Consider the following 16,116-nt stretch of genomic DNA (forward strand, 5'->3'; position numbering starts at 1 on the left):
AGTGGTTGCCTCACCGCGTCCTCCCTCCGTCCGGCGACACCCGCCAGGCTGCTACAGGGAGTAGCGTGACGCCTTCATGCTGTCGGGGCTTGGCCGGCGGCGTGTCGCGGCCGGCATGTCCGGGTGAATCCGCCGGTCCGCGGCGGTTCCGGACACCAGGTGGTCGACGGACCATGGGCGGGACAGGCGGATCGGGCGGGAAGGCTCCCCGGCGGGAAGGATGGCGCCATGGCAACCGGAACGAACGACGCGGCGTCCCATCGAACACGACATGACGGCGAAGGCAGGGCCCGGCTGCGGGCGCAGGCCGTCCGCGGCCGCGGCGGGCTGCCGCTCACGGTCCTCGCCCCGGCCGCGAAGGACCCGCCGCGCGGCGGCTTGGTCGTCGTCCAGGACGCCCGAGGCATCACGCCGTACCTGGTCTCCGTCTGCGACCGGCTCGCCGCCGCCGGCTGGCTCACCGTGGCCCCGCACCTGTATCACCGCGACGGGCTGGACGAGGTGGACCCGGCCGACGGCTGGGCCGCGGCCACGTCGACGATGGGCACCCTGTCCGGCGCGGGCATCGACGCCGACATCGACGCGGCGCTCGGGCACCTCCTCGCCGCGGGCTTCCCCGCCGAGCGGAGCGCGATCATCGGCTTCTGCATGGGTGGCACGGTCGCGCTGCACACCGCCACCCGGCACACCCTCGCCGCGGCGGTGTCGTTCTACGGCGGCGGGATCAGCACACCGTACTGGCCCGGCATCCCCGCCCTGGTGGAGGCGGCACCGTCGTTGCGCGGGCCGTGGCTCGGCCTCTACGGCGAGGAAGACGCCCTGATCTCCACCGACGAGATCGCCGCCCTACGAGCCGCGGCCGCCCGCTCGGGCGCCCCGACGGAGCTGGTCAGCTACGCCGGGGCCGGCCACGCCTTCCACAGCGACGACCGGGAGGCGCTCTACCGCCCGGTCGCCGCGGCCGACGGCTGGTCACGGGCACTCGCCTTCCTCGACCGGCACGTTCGCCCCCGCTGAGGCGCCCGGCCGGCCAATCGAAGATCGTCACCATCGACCTCACGAGCATCACCCATCTGGCGTCCAGAGGTCACGGTGAGCGCACGCGAGAGATCGGCGGCGGATGAGGGCGGCGGTGCGCGCCAGGTACGGCCCACCGGAGGTGGTGGGAATCCAGGAGGTCGACAAGCCCGCGGCCGGCGGCGGTCCGGGCCCCGGACGGTGCCGCGGCTAGGCTGCTCTGATGCCACGTCATAGCTGATGCCACGTCATAGCTAGCGATAGCTGGCGCGGCTCAGCGTAAGTCTGCTCTGCTGGCAGCGTAACGGTTGGAGTATGGGGACCGGGATCGTGGATGCGTCCGTGCTGACGGTTTCGGACGCGGCGACACTGCCCACCGAGGTAGTCCTGGCTCGGCTCGCCACGACCTCGGTGGGGTTGTCCTCGGCGGAGGCGGCGGCGCGATGGGCCCGGGTGGGGCCGAACGCGGTGCGCACCCATCACGCCCGTGTGCTCGCGGTGCTCGTCCGCCAGGTACGCAGCCCCTTGCTTGTGCTGCTGCTGGTGGCGGCCGCGGTGTCGTTCTTCGTCGGGGAGCGCGCCAACGCACTGATCATCGGCGTGATCGTCATGTTCGGAGTGGGGCTGGGGTTCGCCAATGAGTACCGTGCCGAGCGCGCCGCCGAGGATCTGCACTCCCAGCTGCGTCACCGGGCGGTGGTGTGCCGGGATGGCCGATGGACGTCATGCGAGGTGACCGCGCTGGTACCCGGAGACGTGGTGCGCCTTGAGCTGGGTTCGGTGGTGCCCGGGGACGTGCGCATCCTGTCCTCGGTCGCGCTGGAGTGTGACGAGGCGGTCCTCACCGGCGAATCGCAACCGGTGGCCAAGGGGCCGGCGCCGGTGCCCGCCGGCGCCACGCTGGGAGAGCTTGCGTCGTGTGCGCTTATGGGCACACTCGTGCGGACCGGCTCGGCGGCGGCCGTGGTGGTCGCCACCGGCGCGCGTACCCAGTTCGGCCGGATTGCGCTCGGACTGGGCGAACGGCACGAGGAGACCCAGTTCCAGGTGGGGCTGCGCCGGTTCTCCGGGCTACTGGCCCGGGTCGCCGGCGTGCTCACCGGCTCGATCTTCGTCATCAACCTGGTGCTGGCCCGGCCGCTGATAGACGCGTTGTTGTTCTCGCTGGCCATCGCGGTGGGCATCACCCCGCAGCTGCTGCCCGCGGTGGTGACGACCAGTCTCGCCACCGGGTCCCGCCAGCTGGCCCGCCGCAAGGTGCTGGTGAAGCGGCTGGTCTGCATCGAGGACCTCGGCGACATCGAGGTCCTGCTCACCGACAAGACCGGAACCTTGACCGAAGGACGGATCGGTTTCCATCACGCCCTGGACCCCACCGGTGCCCGGTCGGACCAGATCCTGCTACTCGGCCTGGCCTGCACCGAAGTACCCGGCAACCCGGCAGTACCCGGCAACCCGGCAGTACCCGGCAACCCGGCAGTACCCGGCAACCCGGCAGGGACAGCTGGCGGCAACCCGCTGGACGCCGCGCTGTGGCAGGCTCCCGGTGCCGCCAGCCTGCCGGTGTCCAGGTACGTCCAGGTGGCCGCCGCGCCGTTCGACCACGACCGGCGCCGCGCGTCCGTGCTGGCCGACGGCCCGGACGGCCGAGTCCTGATCGTCAAGGGTGCTCCGGAAGGCCTGCTGGCGCGGTGTCGCGACGTCCCCGGCTCGGCCGCGGCGCTCCTCGACGCCGAGTTCCGCGCCGGCAGCCGGGTCGTCGCCGTCGCGTCCAAGCCGGCCCCGGACCTGGACACGGTGACCGCCGAGGACGAGCACGACCTCGTCCTCGCCGGGTTTCTGATCTTCCTTGACCGGCCCAGGCCGTCGGCCGCACAGGCGCTGGCCCGCCTCGCCGCGCTCGGCGTCACCGTGCGAATCCTGACGGGGGACAACGCCATCGTCGCCGAGCACGTGTGTGACGCTCTCGGTCTGGCCGACGGGGACACCGTGACCGGCGACCAGCTCGACCACCTCGACGACGACACTCTTACCGCGAGGCTGTCCACCATCCGGGTCTTCGCCCGCATGAACCCGGACCAGAAGACCCGCGTCATCCGGCTGCACCAACGCGCCGGCACCGGTGCCGCCTACCTCGGCGACGGCGTCAACGACGCGATGGCGTTGCACCAGGCCGATGTCGGCATATCCGTCGACTCCGCCACCGACACGGCCAAGGACGCGGCCGACATCGTGCTCCTGGAGAAAGATCTGCACGTGCTGGCCGACGGGGTCGTCGAAGGCCGGCGCACCTTCGCCAACACGATCAAATACGTCCTGATGGCCACCTCCAGCAACTTCGGGAACATGTTCAGCGCCGCCGCCGCGTCGGCGTTCCTCCCTTTCCTGCCGATGCTCCCGTCGCAGATCCTGCTCAACAACCTGCTCTATGACGCCGGCCAGCTGACCATCCCGTCCGACCGGGTCGACGAGGAGCAGCTTTCCCGCCCGTCCCACTGGGACATCGGCTTCGTCCGCCGTTTCATGATGTTCTTCGGGCCGGTCAGCTCGATCTTCGACTTTCTCACCTTCGCGATCATGCTCCAGGTCTTCCATGCCGGCCCGATCCTGTTCCGTTCCGGCTGGTTCGTTGAATCGCTCGCCACCCAGACCCTGGTGATCTTTGTGATCCGCACCCGGCGAGTGCCGTTCCTCCGTAGCCGCCCAGGCCGGCTCCTCACGGCGGCCACCCTGCTCGTCGTCGTGGTCGGCGCGCTGCTGCCGGCATCTCCGCTGGCCGGCGGACTCGGCTTCCACGCGCTGCCGATCGGGTTCTTTGCCGCGCTCCTCGCCATGATCGCCAGCTATCTTGCCCTCGTCGAAGCCGGCAAGCACGAGTTCTACCCACATCTCGCCGGGACACTGATCGAACCACCTCACCGGCACCGGCACCGGCACCGGCTGCACCGGCGGGCGGCACGCTTCAGTCACTCCGGTCGGCTTCCGACCCGGTCCCCCGCACCGCCACCACGCTGAGTTGGGGTCGCCACCGGCTCGCAACCGGTGGGCCTGGGCGCACCGCCGACCGGAGCGCGCGCACGCAGGCGGCGTGTTGGCCGCCGACCGGGGATCTCCCCCTTACCCGCGCAGGACGTCGATCATAGTGGAGATGGAAAGGCCGAGCAGAACGATGGCGGCGAGCTGCTGGATCCGGCGCAGCGGAGCAACCCGCAGCAGGAAGTGGCCAAAGGCGGCAGCCAGCCCAGTGACGGTGCACAAGGCCAGCAACGCGCCGACGCCGACGGGGATCGGGCGGTGGTAGCGGGCCGCGAGGGTGGCGGTGAGAATCTGGGTGAGATCACCGAACTCGGCGACGAGGACAACACCGAACGCCTCGACCCATACGCGTCTCGCGGCGGGTCCCCCGACGACGCCGGCGGCCTTGTGCCCCTCCAGTTCGGCGGGGTCGGCGGGGCGGGAACGCAGAAGGAGGACCGCACCGACGAAGAACAGCGCCCCGGCGACCAACTCGACAGCCCTTCGGGGCAGCGCCGCGACCAGGCCGCCGACGGCGGTGGCGACACCGACGTGTACTGCGAACGCTGCCCAAATCCCAGCGAGAACCGGCAGCGGCCGGTAGCGGGCGCCCAGAACGAGTGCTGCCACGAACGTCTTGTCCGGCAGTTCGGCCGGGAAGACCACAGCGAAGGCGGTCGCTGCAATGATGACATTGTCCACAGCGAGCCCCCGCCGGCCCGGGGCCAGCCCACCCCGGCAGGGCGGCGTGTGATGAGCCCCTTCGGGGGCTCCTGCCTGGTCGAACGGCATCCTACCCGGCCCGCGGACCTCACGAACCACGAAACACGCCCCCCGTGGGGACGCCGCAGCACAAGAAACGTTCGCCCGCTGGGGCTGGCAATCTTGGTTCGGGGTCCCGAAATCACCAAAGATGTCGTGGCCCTGTTGCGCAACCCCGACCAGATCGCGCTCTGCCTTGCCGATCCCGATCCCGCGGCGCCTGCCGTTGACGAGTTGCTCCGCTACGAGCCGCCCGTGCGGTTCACCCACCGGGTCGCGTTGGGTGAGCGTGAACGAAACGGGTGCCGAGCCGGACGTCACCGCCCCTCGCGCCGACGCGCCGCGGGTCGTCTTCGATGCTGGTCGCGGGCGCTCGCCCGCGGGTTCGACCCCGGCCCGCTCCACAGGTATTCAGGACTATTAGTGTGATTTGGGATTTCGTCAAACCTCAAACCTTTTGCTAGGCGTAAAGTTCGCATAATGCGAACCGGGCGATGCCCGCAGTGCGCCACCAGGCGTGCGAAGTCCTTCGGCCGGCGACGGGCGTACGTCCGCTCCACGGGGCCGTACCCCACCCGCCGGCCCGGTGCTCGGTGAGCACGGCGGGCAGCTCGACATCCAGGCCGAATTTCTCCGTCAACCCGGGCTACCCGGCCGTCTGCGGGGTGGTCGCCAGCCCGCGGTGTGGTCCTGGCTGAGGATGGCCGCCGCCCACCTCGCAGACGAACGTCCACGAGCCGTCATCCATCGGCGCGGGCTGGATGAACTCGTCCGGGTGGAAGGGGCGTACCTGTGTATCCACGCCACAGCTGCACGGGTCGCGAGCTGTGCGTCGCGCCGTATGCCGGTCCTGGCTGCAGTGCGCCGGAGACGCCAGCGAGGAGGTCTCGTCCATGAGCACTCCAGGGATCGGCCATCCGTTGTACCCGCCGCTGCGCCCCACGGTCACCGTCGAGGAGCTCCTGGCCGCGAGAGGTACCCAACCCATCCGCTCGCTCGACGACCTGGCCGCTGACACCTTCGATTCCGACGAGGAGCTCGACGAGTTCCTCGCGTTCACCTACGCCGAGCGTCGTCGCGACGTCGCCTGAGCCGTCGCCGTGCAGCCCGTCGTCCTTGACACCGACATCGCCTCCCTGAGTCACAAGCGCAGGCTCAGCAGGCCCGTGGCAACCCACCTGATCGGCCGCCGGCCGCTGATCACCTTCGTGACCTTCGGTGAGCTCACCAAGTGGACCGATCCGCGAGACTGGGGTAGTCGTCGACGTCAGGAACTCGCCGACTGGCTTTCGGGAATCCCTGTACTGCCCGGAGACGAAGCCGTCGCTGCCACCTGGGGCGTACTCTCCGCAGCCGCCACCCGGGCCGGACAGCCCCGTCCAGTCAACGACATGTGGATCGCGGCGTGCTGCCTCACCCACAATCTGCCGCTCGCCACCTTGAACCTGAAGGACTGCATGTACTTCAGGGATCATCATGGTCTACGGATTCTTGGCGAGGAGTAACCGCTGCTTCCGAACGGCGGGCCCCGGGGTCATGCGGTACGCCGTGGTGGCCGGCTGCGACGTCGCCACCGTGACGACTCAGCCGGGATCGAAGTCCCAGCAGAACACGCAGCGCGCCGGTTTCGACCTCCTCCACACCCGCGCCATCCTCAACGCGCGGCGATGTTGGCGGGCCAGCCCGAGGCTGTCCGGTCAGCCATGGAGAAGACCGGTGGCGGAAACGGCCGGCGCAGGTTGGCGCTGCTAAAAAGAGCCATGACCACGACGCCACGAATTCAGCAGTACCAGGGCGATCGACGCGAGCTCCGCCCTCTGTTCGAGCTGGCCGAAGACTCGGCCAGTCAACTCGACGCCTACCTCCACCTCGGCCACGTTCTGGTCGCGCTCCTCGACGACCGAATCGTGGGACATCTTCAATTCGTTCCCACCGGACACCCACAGACGGTCGAGATCAAGAACATGGCAGTGCTGAAGCCCCATCAGGGACATGGGATAGGCCGGGCGCTCATCGAGTCACTGGTCGAGCTTCTCGCGGGTGCTCCGGTGACCGCGCTGCTCGTCGCGACGGCCGCCGCCGACATCGACAACCTGCGCTTCTACCAGCGGCGCGGGTTCCGGTTCCGCTCGGTCGAACGCGACGCTTTCACGGCGGCGACGGGCTACCCCGGCTGCGTCGTCATCGACGGCATCGAGCTGCGCGACCGGGTCTGGCTTGACCTGGCGCTGCCCGCCACCGGGCCCCGCGTCGAAAACCGGGACCTTCTCCTGGCCAGCCGCCCCGGGTTGTTCGAAGCCGAGCACTGCCTCCCGCACACCGGCCTGGGCTAAGTAGGGAGCCGACCGGCCGGCCTGAGCAGGAACGTTGCGACCTATATCGCCGTGGCCATGATCCTCGGCATCTATTTCGCGCTGAGCTCCGGCACCGTGGACAGCATCGTCTACGACGTCGTCCTGGAGGAGACAGGCTCGAGCAAGCTCTACGAGACCTGGATCGGCCGGGTCACCATGATCGAGAACGGTGTTCTCGTGGTCAGCGCGCTGGCCGGTGGGGCGATCGCCGGCTGGGCCTCCGCGCGGGTGGCCTCCTTCGCCACCTTGCCGTTCGTGGCGGCTTCGGCCGTGGCGGTCTCGGCCGTGGCGGTCTCGGCCGTGGCGGTCTCGGCCGGTCAGGCTCGGGGCGCCTCGCCGAGAGGTAAGGCGGCATGAGAGCACCATTGGACGCTCACATGCAACGGCCCAGGCGGCGTACTCCAGCCAAGTCTCGATGAGAGAGCTCGGGCGCGGCTCGGGTGGATATTGCTAATCGAAGATGTCGGCGGCAGTGACGGTGAGACATCCTGGCGGCGCGTTACGGATCTCCTCGCGAGCGCACAGCGCGAGGCGCGCCCGGGCAGAGCCTTCGGTCCCGCCACTGTCAGGGCCGGCAGCTCCGTCGTCTGTCTGGCGCTCCGAGGCTGCTGGAACGGCCGATGTAATAGCGTGAGCCTTTTCCAGGAGCCGGCTGGAGATCCGTCGACCGTCAACAGAGCGCGCCCACTTCGCCTCGCCGAACAGAACCGGGTGTCGGTCCCTGCCCGCGAGCACGACCGCATCGATCTCGTTCTGCCCACCCGCGTTCCAATAAGGCCCGACCGCGACGATGTCCCTGCCCAGCGCGCCGACGACCGCGAGTCGGCGTAGGTGCTCGCGAAACGCTTCCTCCCACGGTTTGCCGAGATGGTCGTCCAGACTCTCGATCAGTACTGGCAGCAGTGCTTTCCCTAATCCACGCTCGATCTCCGCGCGGTACCGAGACAGCACGCCGAGATAGAAAGCGAGGAAATTGTCGGCGATCCGGTAGACGCGCCGACGGCTGCGCGCTGGTTCGGTGACGGGCATCAGCCGTTCGACCAGCCGCAGCTCGACGAGCCGATCCAGAGTACGGGCCGGTTCAGCCCGAATATAGTCCTTGATCTCGTTGTACTGGGTGCGGCCCTCGGCGATCGCGTGGAGCACGGCCGCCGGGTATTCACCGTGCTCCACCTCGGTGGCAAGCACGAGTTGGCCCTCGGTGAGCAGCGGCGCCCCGGGCCGGCAGGCCAGCCGTAGCAGGTTGTCAGCGAGATCGGCGCCCTGGTCCCACCACGACAGATACAACGGAACTCCGCCAACCAGCCCGTAGACGAGCGCCCGGTCGGATGGCGTCAGGCTGGGCAGCATGAGTGCGGCCTCGTGCGGACGGAACGGATGCAGCGACAGTGACAGATCAAATCTGCCGTACAGAGGCGCCCGCTGCTCCTGTAGCGCGGTCATGTGCCGCACGGCCGACCCGCACACGAGCATCCGCAGCCTGGTCCGGCCGGCTGTTCGATCGAGGAAGGCCCGCAGGACTCCGGGCAGTTCGGGTGAGGTGGCGACGATCTCGGGAAACTCGTCCAGGATGACGAGGAGCGGCTCCTGCTCAGCCGCCGCGGCGAGGTCGTCGAGCGCGTCGTCCCAGTCGAGATAGGGACGAGCAGCGAGATCACGGATTCGCCCCGGTAGCGCGATGGCCGCCTGACGGGATAGTTGCGCCAGTTCCCCAACTGCCGCCCGACCGGCTCCGGTGTGGGACACCGACCGACGGCCCTGGGCGAAGCGCTGCAACAGCGCGGTTTTGCCGACCCGTCGCCGTCCCCCCACCACCGCCGGCCGGGGGTCGGTCGAGCGCCACCACGCCTCCAGAGCGGCGAGTTCGTCGGTGCGATTCACAAAGGCCACCGCCGCCCCGCCTCCCTCCAGCAACTCACACCACCTGTAACTTACTTGCTATGTAAGTTATACCCAGCGCCATCCGTACGCGGCTCGCGACATCCACGATTCTGTGATCTTTCCGCCTACCCGGCCGACAACCCTGACCGGATCGTGCTGCACGAGCTCATCCGGAGAGGGATCACGATGACGCCGCTCACGGACCACCTCGCCTACCGTAGGACCTCGTCCTGCGCGGCATCGCCAGCCTCCCGGTCCGCTTCAAACAGCACGCCGGTGTCCTCGGTCAGGTGCCGACGTAGGCCGCGAGGTGCTCGCCGGTGAGGGTGGAGCGGGCTGCGACGAGGTCGGCGGGGGTGCCCTCGAAGACGATCCGGCCGCCGTCGTGGCCAGCGCCGGGACCGAGGTCGATGATCCAGTCGGCGTGCGCCATGACCGCCTGGTGGTGCTCGATGACGATGACCGACTTGCCGGCGTCGACGAGCCGGTCGAGCAGGCCGAGCAGCTGCTCGACGTCGGCGAGGTGCAGGCCGGTGGTCGGCTCGTCGAGGACGTAGACGCCGCCCTTCTCGGCCAGGTGGGTGGCCAGCTTGAGCCGCTGCCGCTCGCCGCCGGACAGCGTGGTGAGCGGCTGGCCGAGGCTGAGGTAGCCGAGCCCGACGTCGGCGAGCCGGTTGAGGATGGCGTGCGCGGCCGGCGTGCGCGCCTCCCCGGCGCCGAAGAACTCCTCGGCCTCGGTCACCGACATCGCGAGCACCTCACTGATGTCGCGGTCGCCGAGATGGTGCTCCAGCACCGATGCTTCAAACCGTTTCCCCTCGCACTCCTCGCAGGTGGTGGCGACGCCGGCCATCATCGCCAGGTCGGTGTAGATGACCCCGACGCCGTTGCAGGTGGGGCAGGCGCCCTCGGAGTTGGCGCTGAACAGCGCCGGCTTCACGCCGCCCGCCTTCGCGAACGCCTTGCGGATCGGGTCGAGCAGTCCGGTGTACGTCGCCGGGTTGCTCCGTCGCGAGCCGCGGATCGCGCCCTGGTCGATCGACACCACACCCGCGCCGGCTGGCCCCGAGAGATGGGGGATCGACCCGTGCACGAGCGAGCTCTTGCCGGAGCCGGCGACGCCGGTGACGACGACAAGCACCCCGAGCGGGATGTCGACGTCGACGCCGCGCAGGTTGTGCGCCGTCGCGCCGCGGATCGCTAGCCGGCCGGTGGGCGTCCGCACCGCCTCCTTGAGGGCGGCCCGGTCGTCGAGATGGCGGCCGGTGCGGGTGCCGCTGACCCGCAGCCCCTCGACGGTGCCCTCGAAGCAGACGGTGCCGCCCGCTGTTCCGGCGCCGGGGCCGAGGTCGACGACGTGGTCGGCGATCGCGATCGTCTCCGGCTCGTGCTCCACGACGAGCACCGTGTTGCCCTTGTCCCGCAGCCGTAGCAGCAGGTCGTTCATCCGCCGGATGTCATGGGGGTGCAGGCCCGTGGTGGGCTCGTCGAAGACGTAGGTGACGTCGGTGAGGGAGGAGCCGAGGTGGCGGATCATCTTGACCCGCTGCGCCTCGCCGCCCGACAGCGTGCCCGACGGCCGGTCGAGCGAGAGGTAGCCCAGCCCGATCTCCACGAACGAGTCGAGGGTCCGCCGCAGCGTGGCGAGCAGCGGCGCGACCGACGGCTCGTCGAGGCCGCGGACCCATTCGGCCAGGTCACTGATCTGCATCGCGCAGGCGTCGGCGATGTTGATCCCTTTGATCCTGGAGGACCGAGCCGCCTCGCTGAGCCGGGTGCCGCCGCAGTCGGGACAGGCGGTGAAGGTGACCGCCCGGTCCACGAACGCCCGGATATGCGGCTGCAGGGCGTCGGGATCCTTGGCGAGGAACGACTTCTGGACCTTGGGGACCAGCCCCTCGTAGGTGAGGTTGACACCGTTGACCTTCACCTTGGTCGGTTCCTTGTAGAGGAAGTCCCGGAGTTCCTTCTTCGTGTACTGGCGGATCGGCTTGTTCGGGTCGAGGAAGCCCGACTCGATGAAGATCCCCACCGTCCACCAGCCGTCCACCTTGTAGCCGGGAATGGTGATCGCGCCCTCGGCGAGCGACTTGGAGTCGTCGAAAAGCTGGGTGAGGTCGATCTCGGAGACCGTGCCCCGGCCTTCGCAGCGCGGGCACATGCCGCCGGCGCGGGTGTAGGTCTGTTTCACGGTCTTGGTCTTACCGGCACCGCGTTCGACCGTGACCGCGCCGGCCGCTCGGACCGAGGGGACGTTGAAGGAGAACGCGTTGGGCGAGCCGATGTGTGGCTCGCCGAGCCGGCTGAACAGGATGCGCAGCATCGCGTTCGCGTCGGTGGCGGTGCCGACCGTGGAGCGGGCGTCGGCTCCCATCCGCTGCTGGTCGACGATGATCGCGGTTGTCAGCCCTTCGAGTACGTCGACCTCGGGCCGCGCCAGCGTCGGCATGAAGCCCTGCACGAAGGCGCTGTACGTCTCGTTGATCAGCCGCTGCGACTCGGCGGCGATCGTGCCGAACACCAGCGAGCTCTTGCCCGAGCCGGAGACGCCGGTGAACACCGTCAGCCGGCGCTTCGGGATCTCGATGCTGACGTCCCTGAGGTTGTTCTCGCGCGCGCCGTGCACGCGGATCACATCGCTGCGGTCGGCAACGTGCGGCGCCGGCGACCGCGGGTCCGGCGACCGCGGGTCCGGCGACCGCGGGTCCGGCGACCGCGGGTCCGTCCTCGTGGCCGTGCTCATGGCCGTGCTCATGGCCGTGCTCATCGTGTCTCCATCTGCCTGGTGCACGGGAGGTGCCTGGTGCACGGGAGGTGCCGTCGGGCCGGTCATGCTGCGATCGCCGGACGGCTCAGCGGAGCTCGTTGATGCGGATCAGGTTGCCCGCGGGATCGCGGGAGGCGCAGTCGCGAACGCCGTACGGCTGCTCGGTCGGCTCCTGGACGACCTCGGCGCCGCTGGCCTGCAGCCGCGCGAAGGTGCCGTCGAGGGCGGCGGTGGCCAGCGACGAGCAGCCGACCGCGAAACAGACCTCGGTGACACTCAGGTCGCCACGACGCAGCAGCGCCATTGCGCGCTCGATGCGCCGCGCCATCAGATAGGCGTACGGCGACTCGCCGTAGGCGAGCCGGAACTCGCGGCTGAGATGCCCGGCCGACATGTGCGCGCCGCGGGCGAGCGCCTCGACATCCAGCGGCCGCGCGTACTCCCGGTCGATCCGGTCGCGGACGCGGCGCAGCCGCGCGAGGTCGATCAGGCGCCGCGCCGCGACGGGTCTGCTCGTCACCTGCCAGATCGTGCCACATCGCGCCGAGCACGTGGACGGGCCGGGCAACGGACAGGTGAACGGTCCACTCCGCCGCGCCCTGGGTGGCGATGGGACCGTGCAGGTTCAGTACCGCGTCACGGATTCGCTCATGTGCCCTTCCTCGCTGCTGGAGTGGATGTGCCGACGGCGGGTCGTGGTTCGGTGAGCGTGGTTACGAGTTCGTCGATCAGATTCTCGTCAACGGGTTGGCTGGTGGCAAGCATCCGGTACCAGATGACGCCGAAGACGAGGTCAGCGGCGGTGCCAGGGGAAGGGACGGGTGGCAGCTCGCCGCGGGTCCGGGCCCGGTCGAGGATGATCCCGAGCGCGTCACGGCGGCGCTGCAAGAACGAGGAGCGGAACCGTCCCCGGAACTCCTCGTCGATCTGAGCGTGGGCCATCAGTGCGCGCAGTGCATCGGCTACCCGCTGGTCACGGCCCAGCCGGAAGCTAGCCGTGAGGAAGGCACGCAGGTCGGCGGTGTAACTGCCCTCGTCCGGGATGGGCACGTGCAGGTCGGCCTTGGTGGCCAGCGCGTCAAGCAGCACGTCGGCCTTGGACGGCCACCAGCGGTAGATCGTCTGTTTGCCCGCGCCGGAGCGGGCCGCGATGCCCTCGATCGTCAAGCCTGCGTAGCCAACCTCTCCCACGAGCTCGATCGCCGCGGCAAGGATGGCCAGCCGGCTCTCCTCGCTGCGCTTGCGTCCGGGTCGGACCGGGATGGGGTGGTCGGTCACGGAGGCATGCTATCGTCAATCCGATACGAGACGTAACGGTTCGATTTAGGAGATCACGTGAGCGAGCACACCGCGCTGGTCGTCGGGGGAACGTCTGGGATCGGGTTGGCCACCGCCCGGCGGCTGCAAGCCCTTGGCGCAACGGTCCACGTTGTCGGCCGCGGCAAGCAGCGGCTCGATGACGTCGCGGCCAGCGACCCGGAGCTGATCGTCCACCGGGCGGACGGCGGCAACCGTGCCGAGATCAGCGCCGTCATCGAGACGATCGGCCGAATCGACTGGCTGATCATCAGCCTCAGTGGCAGCGAAGGTTCGGGATCTGTCGCTGACCTGGACTTCGACATGCTCCGCCGAGCCTTCGACGCGAAGTTCTGGGCTCACCTCACCACCATCCAGGCGGCTGTGCCGCACCTCACAGCGACCGGCTCCATCACGTTGCTCGGCGCGATCACCGCCCGCGCCGGAATGCCAGGAACCGCAGGCATCGCAGCCCTCAACGGCGCCGTCGAGGCCCTGGTCAAGCCGCTTGCTATGGAACTCGCGCCGATCCGGGTCAACGGCGTCTCCCCCGGCCTGGTCGACACCCCCTGGTGGAGTGGCATACCCGACGAGGCCCGGAAGGCATACTTCGCCCAAGCCGCCCAGGCGCTCCCCACCCAGCGGATCGCGACCGCGGACGACATCGCCGAGGTCACCGTCGTCGCAGCCACCAACGCCAACCTCACCGGCACAGTCATCGAGACCGACGGCGGGGCCCGTCTCGTGTCGATGGGCTGACCAGCCTTCCAACCCGTCAGCGACGTCTTCTGCCGACAGCCCCGCGTGCAACGCGTCCAGCAGTCGCGGGGCAGCACCAGCGCGATCCCGTCAGCGGTGGTTGGTCAGCAGCCGCTTGACCACCTGGTTAGACGGGCCGGCCTGGATGGTGCCCAGCTCCCGCAGCACGGCCCGCGACCAGCCATCGGGAAGATCGCCGGCCGCCGTGTCACCGCTCCGCAGGACGATGCGTGCGACGTTCTCGTTCGCCCGGTCGGCGGTCCGCACCTGGCCCGCCGTCGCTGGGCACGGTGGCACCCGCGCGGGGGTGTGTAAGAACAACGGCTCTGCCAAGATTCCGGTGGTGACAGGCCCGGTCCCGGGATGCCACGCGGAGCTCGGCATCCCGGGGTCATCCCCCGGCGGACATCGCGGCCCCGGGAACCGACCGATAGTCGGCGAACACGGTGGGCCGGTCAGGTGGCCGGTCAGGTGGCCGAGGTCTGCGCGAGCAGCCCCTCGAGCGCCGGGCCGACGATCCGCTTGAACATCCGTCGGGTCCGGGTCCGGTCCAGCATGCCGACCTCCAGGTTGGCGGCCGCGAGGACCCGCTCGCCGTTCTGCGGCAGGCCCGGGGGCACCCCGACGGTCAGGGCCTGCACCGCGACACGCAGCGCCTCGGCGAGCGGCTGGCCGTCCCGGTGATGCTCCTTCAGCGACGTCGTGACCTGCTCGGAGGCGCCACCGATCGCGACGAAACCCCGCTCGTCGGCGATCGACCCGTCATAGGTCAGCCGGTAGATCTGGTCGTCGGCGATCGAGGTGCCGACCTCGGCGACGACGATCTCGACCTCGTAGGGCTTGACGCTCTCGCTGAAGATCGCACCGAGGGTCTGCGCGTAGGCGTTGGCGAGCGCGCGGCTGGTCACGTCACGCCGGTCGTACATGTAGCCACGCGAGTCCATGAGGCGGATGCCCGCCGTCCGCAGGTTCTCGAACTCGTTGTACTTGCCGACCGCGGCGAACGCGATGCGGTCGTAGATCTCACTGATCTTGTGCAGGGTCGCCGACGGATTCTCGGCGACGAACAAGATCCCGTTCTCGTAGGTGAGGACGACGACGCTGCGACCCCGCGCGATGCCCTTGCGCGCGTACTCGGACTTGTCGCGGACCTGCTGTTCGGGGCTCGCGTATCCGAACGGCATGGTCACGTCAGCCTCCCGAGTTCGTCGAACGGTCCGCGATGATGGCCGTCACCACCGGTTCTATCTCATCGTCGGCATAGCGACGGTAGCCGTCCGCCGTCACGACCGCGACGATCGGGTACAGCTTGCGGATTACGTCCGGCCCGCCGGTCGCCGAGTCGTCGTCGGCGGCGTCGTAGAGGGCCTCGACGCTGATCCGGACGGCGTCGTCCTGGCTGAGATCGGACCGGAACCGCTTCTTCAGTGAACCCTTCGCGAACACCGAGCCCGAACCGATCGACTCGTACGTGCGTTCCTCCGACTTCGCCGCCGCGATGTCGTAGGAGAAGATCCGCCCTTTGCCCGTGTCGAGGTCGTACCCGGCGAACAGCGGGACGACGGCGAGGCCCTGCAGGGCCATCGGCAGGTTCCCCTTGACCATGGCCGCCAGCCGGTTGGCCTTCGCGTCCAGGCTCAGCGTCGACCCCTCGATCTTCTCGTAGTGCTCCAGCTCCACCTGGAACAGCCGGATCAGCTCGGCGCCGACCCCGGCGGTGCCGGCATACCCCACACAGGAGTAGTCGTCGGCGTGATGGACCTTCTCGACGTCCCGCTGAGCGATCATGTGCCCCTGTGTCGCGCGCCGGTCACCGGCCATGATCACGCCACCGGGAAACGCCACCGCCACGATCGTCGTGCCGTGCGCCACCTCGGTGACCGGCCCCGGCAGGCCACTCCGGGCCCCCGGCAGCAGGTGCGGCGCCGACCGCGACAGGAAATCGGCGAACGACGATGTTCCCGGCGTCATGAACACAGCCGGTAGGCGCCCGGCGGCCCCCAATGGATCAGCCACGCATCCCCCTTCCGATAGTCGGTCACGTGGGCCGCGCGCCCGGGGCGTCCCCGAGGCTCCCGGCCCGACGTTACAGATGAAGCACAACATAGGGCTATCGCCCCCCGAAGCTGGCGGGCAGGCCGGTCGAACGGGTCGGCCGGGAAGGCGGTCACGGCCGCGCGTGCGGCCCGCCGACCTGCACCGGGGCACGCGGGCGGTGCGGCGCCGGACCCCCGCGGAACGCGGCCTCACCCGGCGGCGTCGACC

Annotated in this window: 15 protein-coding genes and 1 pseudogene; 8 read left to right on the forward strand and 8 right to left on the reverse strand. The window is 69.6% G+C overall.

From position 1 onward, the window contains the following. Nucleotides 1-228: 228 nt before the first annotated feature. Complete coding sequence (locus tag FRANCCI3_RS13170) at nt 229-1,017, forward strand: dienelactone hydrolase family protein (protein WP_011437011.1); 789 nt, start codon at nt 229-231, stop codon at nt 1,015-1,017. A gap of 315 nt (nt 1,018-1,332) precedes the next feature. Then, nucleotides 1,333-4,032: a cation-translocating P-type ATPase gene (locus FRANCCI3_RS13175; protein WP_049760923.1), complete on the forward strand. Its 2,700-nt coding sequence runs from the start codon at nt 1,333-1,335 to the stop codon at nt 4,030-4,032. A gap of 102 nt (nt 4,033-4,134) precedes the next feature. On the opposite strand, the gene FRANCCI3_RS13180 is transcribed toward FRANCCI3_RS13175, so the two are convergent. Next, nucleotides 4,135-4,734, reverse strand: a complete 600-nt coding sequence (locus tag FRANCCI3_RS13180) for a TMEM165/GDT1 family protein (protein ID WP_035732410.1) — start codon at nt 4,732-4,734, stop codon at nt 4,135-4,137. Between the two features lie 953 nt (nt 4,735-5,687). On the opposite strand from FRANCCI3_RS13180, the gene FRANCCI3_RS13185 reads away from it, so the two are divergent. The 5 genes and pseudogenes from FRANCCI3_RS13185 (at nt 5,688) to FRANCCI3_RS13200 (ending at nt 7,505) form a co-directional block, all read left to right on the forward strand. Next, on the forward strand, nt 5,688-5,885 hold the full coding sequence (locus tag FRANCCI3_RS13185) for a hypothetical protein (protein WP_023841078.1): 198 nt from the start codon (nt 5,688-5,690) through the stop codon (nt 5,883-5,885). A 9-nt stretch (nt 5,886-5,894) separates the two neighbouring features. Beyond that, a complete protein-coding gene (locus tag FRANCCI3_RS13190; protein WP_011437014.1) occupies nt 5,895-6,299 on the forward strand; it encodes a type II toxin-antitoxin system VapC family toxin in 405 nt (134 codons plus the stop codon). Nucleotides 6,300-6,339: 40 nt separating this feature from the next. Then, nucleotides 6,340-6,546 (forward strand): annotated as a pseudogene (locus FRANCCI3_RS29095) (hypothetical protein); the annotation flags it as partial. An 8-nt stretch (nt 6,547-6,554) separates the two neighbouring features. Beyond that, the gene (locus tag FRANCCI3_RS13195) at nt 6,555-7,127 is read left to right on the forward strand and encodes a GNAT family N-acetyltransferase (protein WP_049760924.1); all 573 of its coding nucleotides are present in this window, start codon (nt 6,555-6,557) and stop codon (nt 7,125-7,127) included. A 51-nt stretch (nt 7,128-7,178) separates the two neighbouring features. Beyond that, nucleotides 7,179-7,505, forward strand: a complete 327-nt coding sequence (locus tag FRANCCI3_RS13200) for a hypothetical protein (RefSeq protein WP_035732409.1) — start codon at nt 7,179-7,181, stop codon at nt 7,503-7,505. A 93-nt stretch (nt 7,506-7,598) separates the two neighbouring features. On the opposite strand, the gene FRANCCI3_RS13205 is transcribed toward FRANCCI3_RS13200, so the two are convergent. The 4 genes from FRANCCI3_RS13205 to FRANCCI3_RS13220 all read right to left on the reverse strand — a co-directional run bounded on the left by FRANCCI3_RS13205 (nt 7,599) and on the right by FRANCCI3_RS13220 (nt 13,074). Then, on the reverse strand, nt 7,599-9,038 hold the full coding sequence (locus FRANCCI3_RS13205) for an ATP-binding protein (protein WP_108913726.1): 1,440 nt from the start codon (nt 9,036-9,038) through the stop codon (nt 7,599-7,601). Between the two features lie 277 nt (nt 9,039-9,315). Then, nucleotides 9,316-11,772, reverse strand: coding sequence for an ATP-binding cassette domain-containing protein (locus tag FRANCCI3_RS13210; RefSeq protein ID WP_083503407.1), 2,457 nt, complete (start codon nt 11,770-11,772; stop codon nt 9,316-9,318). Between the two features lie 109 nt (nt 11,773-11,881). Further along, nucleotides 11,882-12,316: a helix-turn-helix domain-containing protein gene (locus tag FRANCCI3_RS13215; protein ID WP_011437019.1), complete on the reverse strand. Its 435-nt coding sequence runs from the start codon at nt 12,314-12,316 to the stop codon at nt 11,882-11,884. Nucleotides 12,317-12,444: 128 nt separating this feature from the next. Further along, nucleotides 12,445-13,074 (reverse strand): TetR/AcrR family transcriptional regulator, encoded by a 630-nt coding sequence (locus FRANCCI3_RS13220; RefSeq protein ID WP_011437020.1) that lies wholly within the window; start codon nt 13,072-13,074, stop codon nt 12,445-12,447. A gap of 57 nt (nt 13,075-13,131) precedes the next feature. Between FRANCCI3_RS13220 and FRANCCI3_RS13225 the strand changes: the two genes are divergently transcribed. Further along, the gene (locus tag FRANCCI3_RS13225; RefSeq protein WP_011437021.1) at nt 13,132-13,851 is read left to right on the forward strand and encodes an SDR family oxidoreductase; all 720 of its coding nucleotides are present in this window, start codon (nt 13,132-13,134) and stop codon (nt 13,849-13,851) included. Nucleotides 13,852-13,941: 90 nt separating this feature from the next. On the opposite strand, the gene FRANCCI3_RS27000 is transcribed toward FRANCCI3_RS13225, so the two are convergent. From FRANCCI3_RS27000 to prcB, 3 genes are all read right to left on the reverse strand, one after another. Continuing rightward, a complete protein-coding gene (locus FRANCCI3_RS27000; RefSeq protein WP_157493378.1) occupies nt 13,942-14,118 on the reverse strand; it encodes a hypothetical protein in 177 nt (58 codons plus the stop codon). A gap of 200 nt (nt 14,119-14,318) precedes the next feature. Then, complete coding sequence (gene prcA / locus FRANCCI3_RS13230) at nt 14,319-15,041, reverse strand: proteasome subunit alpha (protein ID WP_023841072.1); 723 nt, start codon at nt 15,039-15,041, stop codon at nt 14,319-14,321. Nucleotide 15,042: 1 nt separating this feature from the next. Further along, nucleotides 15,043-15,867, reverse strand: a complete 825-nt coding sequence (gene prcB / locus FRANCCI3_RS13235; protein ID WP_023841071.1) for a proteasome subunit beta — start codon at nt 15,865-15,867, stop codon at nt 15,043-15,045. Between the last annotated feature and the right edge of the window lie 249 nt (nt 15,868-16,116).

The sequence above is a fragment of the Frankia casuarinae genome (assembly GCF_000013345.1).
Taxonomy (GTDB): domain Bacteria; phylum Actinomycetota; class Actinomycetes; order Frankiales; family Frankiaceae; genus Frankia; species Frankia casuarinae.